The organism is uncultured Clostridium sp. (assembly GCF_947036855.1).
Taxonomy (GTDB): Bacteria; Bacillota; Clostridia; order Clostridiales; family Clostridiaceae; genus Sarcina.
The window spans coordinates 1-4,940 of the sequence record NZ_CAMQRY010000157.1 but is presented as its reverse complement, the minus strand read 5'-3'; the positions used below and the strand labels follow the sequence as shown (position 1 = coordinate 4,940).

The following is a 4,940-nucleotide window of genomic DNA, read 5'->3' as shown; positions in this document are numbered from 1 at the left end:
TATGTATTATAGGACGGTGAGTAAAAAAATGAGTGAAAGAAAATACTGTGTAAAAAAATGTTATGATCCATGCTGTAAACCAAAACCATGTGATCCATGTTGCAAACCTTGTATAGACCCTTGCAATCCATGTTGTAAGCCATGTGACCCATGTTGTAGACCTTGTATAGATCCATGTAAGCCATGTTGCGACCCATGTTGTATGCCAATTATAGATCCAAGAGTACCAAATAATTTTTTGGCACCTTTTGATCCAAATAATAGAATATATGATCCTTGTTGTAACCAATGTTGCAATCCATGCCCAAATAATTGTTGCAATCCATGTTGTAAGCCTTGTTGTGGATGTTTAACTCCACAAAGCTTTGGAACTTTTGCAAACAATCAGTCAGAAACAGTTCCTGTAAATAGACCATTCTCTTTTAATCAAGTTGGTAGAGGAACAAGTGATATATGTCTTGCAGCACCTAGTATGATAAGAGTACAAAATGCTGGGGTATATAATGTATTTTATAATGTTGGAGTAAATGTTACTGGTGGAGAAACTGCTGATACAGTTAATCATAGAGTAAATTTATATGCTAATTTTGTTCAACAATCAAATAGTCATCCAGATTTCTCAGTAACAAGACCAATATCAACAACTTGCTATAACATTTCAGGGTGTGCTACTGTATGCCTTCCACAAAATGGAGTAATAAGTTTAATGAATGATAGCAATTTTGTTGGTGGATCAACCATAACAACATGTGCAAATGGAACAAGCCCTGTCGTTTTAAGTATTGCTAGAGTAGGATAGCTTAAAATGATAAAGTCCAAAGTTTTCACTTTGGACTTTTATTATATATTTTAGTTTTATGTCTATCTTTAGGAAGTATATAGGCATTAACTAAAACTGCAATTAAGATGCCTATAAAAGTTTCAAATATTCTACTAACGGTATAAAGATAGTTTGAATAATCTCTATTTAATAGTAAGTTTGCAAGTAAAACAATACAGGCAATAGAAACTGAACCGGGTTTATTTAATATTGTACAAACATAGATAGTTAAAATTGAAAATATAAATATAATGATATACCTAAGAATAGTAGTGTCATAATTAGAAAGAATAATTGTAGCAAACATACCAAAAGTACCACCAACAATAGTTCCAATCATTCTATTTTTACCTATTTTTATAGAGTTCTCATATGAATCAGTAAGACATATGACTGCAGCTATACAGGCATAAAACGGAGAATCAAAACCAAGAAGTGGCAAAATGACAATACATAGTAATATAGATAATGCTGTTTTGAAATTTCTAGCTCCTATTTTAGGAAATTTATGATTATTTGAATTTCTAATGTCCATTTTTAAGTATCCCCTTAATGATATATTGTTAAATTTTACTATATTATACCATAATTGTTTATATACATATAATAGTAAATGAATATTTTTTTTGCATAAAAATTATCTAAAATACTTATAAAAATAAGGATTGTTTAATAAATTTATTTGTGAAAAAGTTTACTTTATACTATGTGTAATAAGATATAGTATAAATCTTCTGAAAGTTTGAGAATTTTTTAACAAAATATAAATATTGAATATAAATGCAAGAATTAATAAATATCCATCAATCATTTTTTGATTTTTCTGCAAATTTTTTTATTTATATGAAGAATTTTCCTGTAACTTATTAAAAAATGCAATTTGAAACATTAACTTATAAAAGCTAGAATAAAGACATAGCAATGATTACACAAGATTGAAAGATACGTTAAAAGATTTTTAATCTTATGTAATTATTAGAAATAATAATTGAGGAGTGATTACAATGGCTAATTTTTATATGCCTAAGATAAGTTTAATGGGAGCAGATTCTTTAAAAGAAATCGCAGGAGAAATTAAAGATCTACACGTTAAAAAAGCGTTAATCGTTACAGATAAAATTTTAATCAAGGTTGGAGTTGCTGAAAAATTAACATCAATACTGAAATCAAATAAAATTGATTTTGTATTATTTGATGGAGTTAAGCCAAATCCAACTGTTCAATTAGTAAATGAAGGGTTAGCTGCTTTAAAAGCAAATAACTGTGACTTTATAATTTCACTTGGTGGAGGTTCAGCTCATGACTGTTCTAAAGGAATGGCTTTACTTGCAACAAACGGTGGAAAAATAGAAGATTATGAAGGTGTAAATAAATCAGAAAAACCAATGATGCCATTAATGTGTGTAAACACAACAGCTGGTACAGCTTCAGAAATGACATTATTCGCTATAATAACAAATGAGGAAACTCATGTTAAAATGGCTTTAGTTGATAAAAACTTAACACCAAATATAGCAATAAATGATCCATTATTAATGTTAGATATGCCTAAAGGCTTAACAGCTGCAACAGGTATGGATGCTTTAACACATGCTGTAGAAGCTTATGTAGCAAAAGGTGCCACACCAATAACAGATGCTTGTGCTGAAAAAGCAATAGTTTTAATAGCTAAACACTTAGAAGAAGCAGTATCTAATGGTAAAAATATAGAAGCTAGAGAACAAATGGCTTATGCTGAATACTTAGCTGGAATGGCATTTAATAATGCTGGACTTGGATATGTACATGCTATAGCTCACCAATTAGGTGGATTCTACAATCTTCCTCACGGTGTTTGTAATGCAGTATTACTTCCACACGTTCAAAAATTCAATACACAAGTAGCAGCTAAAAGATTACAAGAAGTTGGTATTTTAATGGGTCTTGATATCGCAGGATTATCAGAAGAAAAAGGTGCACAGGCTTGTATTACAGCTATCAAAGAGTTATCAAGCAGAGTGGGTATCCCAGCTGGTCTTGAAGAACTTGGAGTTAAAAAAGTAGATTTCCCAACTCTTACAGCTAATGCTTTAAAAGATGTTTGTGGATTTGCTAACCCAATAGAAGCTAAAACAAGTGATATAATGACTATTCTTGGTGAAGCTTTCTAATAAAAACTAAATAATATAAAAGAATTATAGAGCGGAGTGGGTATCCCAACTGCTATTAAATAAGCAACATTTTCTTAGATGAGATAATTTCTAAGAGAATGTTGCTTTTTTTGAGTAAATTTAATTTTAGAGAATAAGGAAATACTTAAATTAACTTTAATATATAGCATCAAAATATTAATTAGCAAAAATATAATATACTCGTTATAATTTTATAGTAAATTAATGATAAACTGTTATAAGTTAGGGGTGATTAAATGTTTTCAGAGAATGATTATGATTATGATAAAAGAGAAAGTAAATTATATAATCAAGTTAGGTATAGTGCTAAAAAATCCTTTGAGGAGTATTACTATTCATTTTGTGCCATAAGTGTATTTTTGCTTGGTGCATTTGCTTTATATATAGCAACAAGAATTTCAAAAGGAATATTTATAATTATAGATATAGGTTTAATGTATGTAATTATAAAATCATTTTATGAATTTCGGAAAAATAAAGAGCGAGAAAATATAGCATTACAGTATCAGATGAAGTTTTTAAATAGAATATATAAATATGCAATTATTATACTTGTAGAATCAATTTGCAGACATTTTTTAAGTCAAAATATAGTTATAATAAAGTATGTAATGGTAATGGGTGTATTTTATATAGCTACATATATACTTTATAAAGTAATAAAAATGTATATGAAAAAAAGATATATACAAGAGCTTGAAAAAAATAATTATAAAAAAATAATTGAGTGGAAAAGTTTAAAACATAAGTTATTTGTTATATTATCATTTTTTATGTTTATGGTTCTTGTAATTTCAAATATGATGAATATAGTAAAAGGTGTGAATTTACTTATACTGATGACAATTATATATATAATAATATTAATAGTAACAATTGAAATAAAATGTGATTTAGAAATTGAACAAGAACTTATTTTTAATAGTAATTCATTTGATTTTTTTAGTATTGATTATGAATATAAAGATGATTTTAAGGATGATGATAATTTTGAGAATATAGATTTTAGCACTAGTATTTATAGTAAGGAAATTGATGATTAATTTAAAATTTATTTTAAAAGTGATTGACAGTGAAGATATAAAAAACATATAATAATAGAATATGACATATGCTAGGAAGAGAAGAGTAGTAGAATAGAGTATGCAAAAGAGAGCTGGATTAGGTGGAAGCCAGAGATATGAAATTTTATGAAGATGGTCTTGGAGCATATTCTCTGAGGGATTCTTAAGAGAATACGGTAGCAACCGTTATATTGCTGGAGTAATGATTTTTTTGCATAGCAAAAAGAAATCATATTGTTTATTGCGTAATTAATTTGTACTTAAGGTATGCAAAGAAGGATTTACTTGCAGAGATAATCTTAGTGATAAGATTAAAAACTAGAGTGGTAACGCGTAAAATAACGCCTCTATGAGATTTTTCTCATAGGGGTTTTTTTATATATTTAATTAGGAGGAATAGAGATGAATAAAGATAAAACATTTTATATCACAACACCTATTTATTATCCATCAGCAAAACTTCACATAGGAAATACTTATACAACAGTAGCTGCTGATGCTTTATCAAGATTTAAAAGATTAACAGGATACGAGGTTATGTTCCTTACTGGTTCAGATGAACATGGTCAAAAAATCCAAAGAAAAGCTGAAGAAACAGGAATCAGTCCAAAAGAGTATGTAGATGGAATGGTTGCAGGAATCAAAGATTTATGGACAATGATGGACATAAGCTATGATAAATTTATCAGAACAACTGATGATTATCATATGAAAACAGTTCAAAAGATATTTACAAGACTTTTTGAGCAAGGGGATATATATAAGTCATCATATGAAGGGCTTTATTGTACACCATGTGAGTCATTCTGGACTGAGGGGCAACTTGTAGAAGGAAACTGTCCTGATTGTGGAAGACCAGTTGAAACTGCTAAAGAGGAAGCTTAT

Annotated in this window: 4 protein-coding genes, 1 pseudogene and 1 other annotated feature; of the genes and pseudogenes, 4 read left to right on the top strand and 1 reads right to left on the bottom strand. The window is 28.6% G+C overall.

Going from position 1 to position 4,940, the window contains the following annotated elements; all coding sequences use genetic code 11:
• Positions 1 to 799: pseudogene (locus Q0V15_RS11815) on the top strand (hypothetical protein); the annotation flags it as partial.
• Positions 800 to 824: 25 nt separating this feature from the next.
• Here the strand turns inward: Q0V15_RS11815 and Q0V15_RS11810 are convergent.
• Positions 825 to 1,355 carry an aromatic acid exporter family protein gene (locus Q0V15_RS11810; RefSeq protein WP_297439257.1) on the bottom strand — a complete coding sequence of 177 codons (531 nt, stop codon included), beginning with the start codon at positions 1,353 to 1,355 and terminating at the stop codon, positions 825 to 827.
• 469 nt (positions 1,356 to 1,824) lie between these two features.
• On the opposite strand from Q0V15_RS11810, the gene Q0V15_RS11805 reads away from it, so the two are divergent.
• The 3 genes from Q0V15_RS11805 to Q0V15_RS11795 form a co-directional block, all read left to right on the top strand.
• Complete coding sequence (locus Q0V15_RS11805) at positions 1,825 to 2,970, top strand: iron-containing alcohol dehydrogenase (RefSeq protein ID WP_297439255.1); 1,146 nt, start codon at positions 1,825 to 1,827, stop codon at positions 2,968 to 2,970.
• 257 nt (positions 2,971 to 3,227) lie between these two features.
• Positions 3,228 to 4,034, top strand: coding sequence for a hypothetical protein (locus tag Q0V15_RS11800; RefSeq protein WP_297439253.1), 807 nt, complete (start codon positions 3,228 to 3,230; stop codon positions 4,032 to 4,034).
• Between the two features lie 64 nt (positions 4,035 to 4,098).
• Positions 4,099 to 4,407 (top strand) — a binding site (T-box leader).
• 50 nt (positions 4,408 to 4,457) lie between these two features.
• Positions 4,458 to 4,940: class I tRNA ligase family protein (locus Q0V15_RS11795; RefSeq protein WP_297439251.1), on the top strand; the 483-nt coding region annotated here is incomplete at its 3' end.

Excerpts from the sequence above, each read along its gene's own strand:
- Q0V15_RS11805 (WP_297439255.1), top strand. The coding sequence starts at position 1,825 with ATGGCTAATTTTTATATGCCTAAGATAAGTTTAATGGGAGCAGATTCT.
- Q0V15_RS11810 (WP_297439257.1), bottom strand. The coding sequence starts at position 1,355 with ATGGACATTAGAAATTCAAATAATCATAAATTTCCTAAAATAGGAGCT.
- Q0V15_RS11800 (WP_297439253.1), top strand. The coding sequence starts at position 3,228 with ATGTTTTCAGAGAATGATTATGATTATGATAAAAGAGAAAGTAAATTA.